The organism is Thermus sp. FJN-A (assembly GCF_054655095.1).
Window position 1 is genome coordinate 1 of sequence record NZ_BAAHSC010000046.1, and the last position, 237, is coordinate 237.

A 237-nucleotide genomic window follows, 5' to 3' on the forward strand; every position below is an offset into this window, starting at 1 on the left:
GAGAAGCCCGGGGCCCGCCACCCGGCCCACCAGGCCACCCTCTTCCTGGAGGGGAGCCTGGGGGAGGAGGGCTTCTCTAGCCCCCGCCTTCCCGAGGGGTGCCGGGTGGAGGTGGCCGGGTACGCCCTGAGCCAGCCGGAGGAGCACCAGGGGGAGGGGGTCTTCACCCTCTGGCCCCGCACGGACGAGGAGGGGAGGCTCACGGAGGCCCATGTGGCCCTCAAGCTCAAGCGCCCC

Annotated in this window: 1 pseudogene; it reads left to right on the forward strand. The window is 74.3% G+C overall.

Annotated features, from left to right (window positions below):
- Nucleotides 1–237 (forward strand): annotated as a pseudogene (locus ACYQ0J_RS00225) (hypothetical protein); the annotation flags it as partial.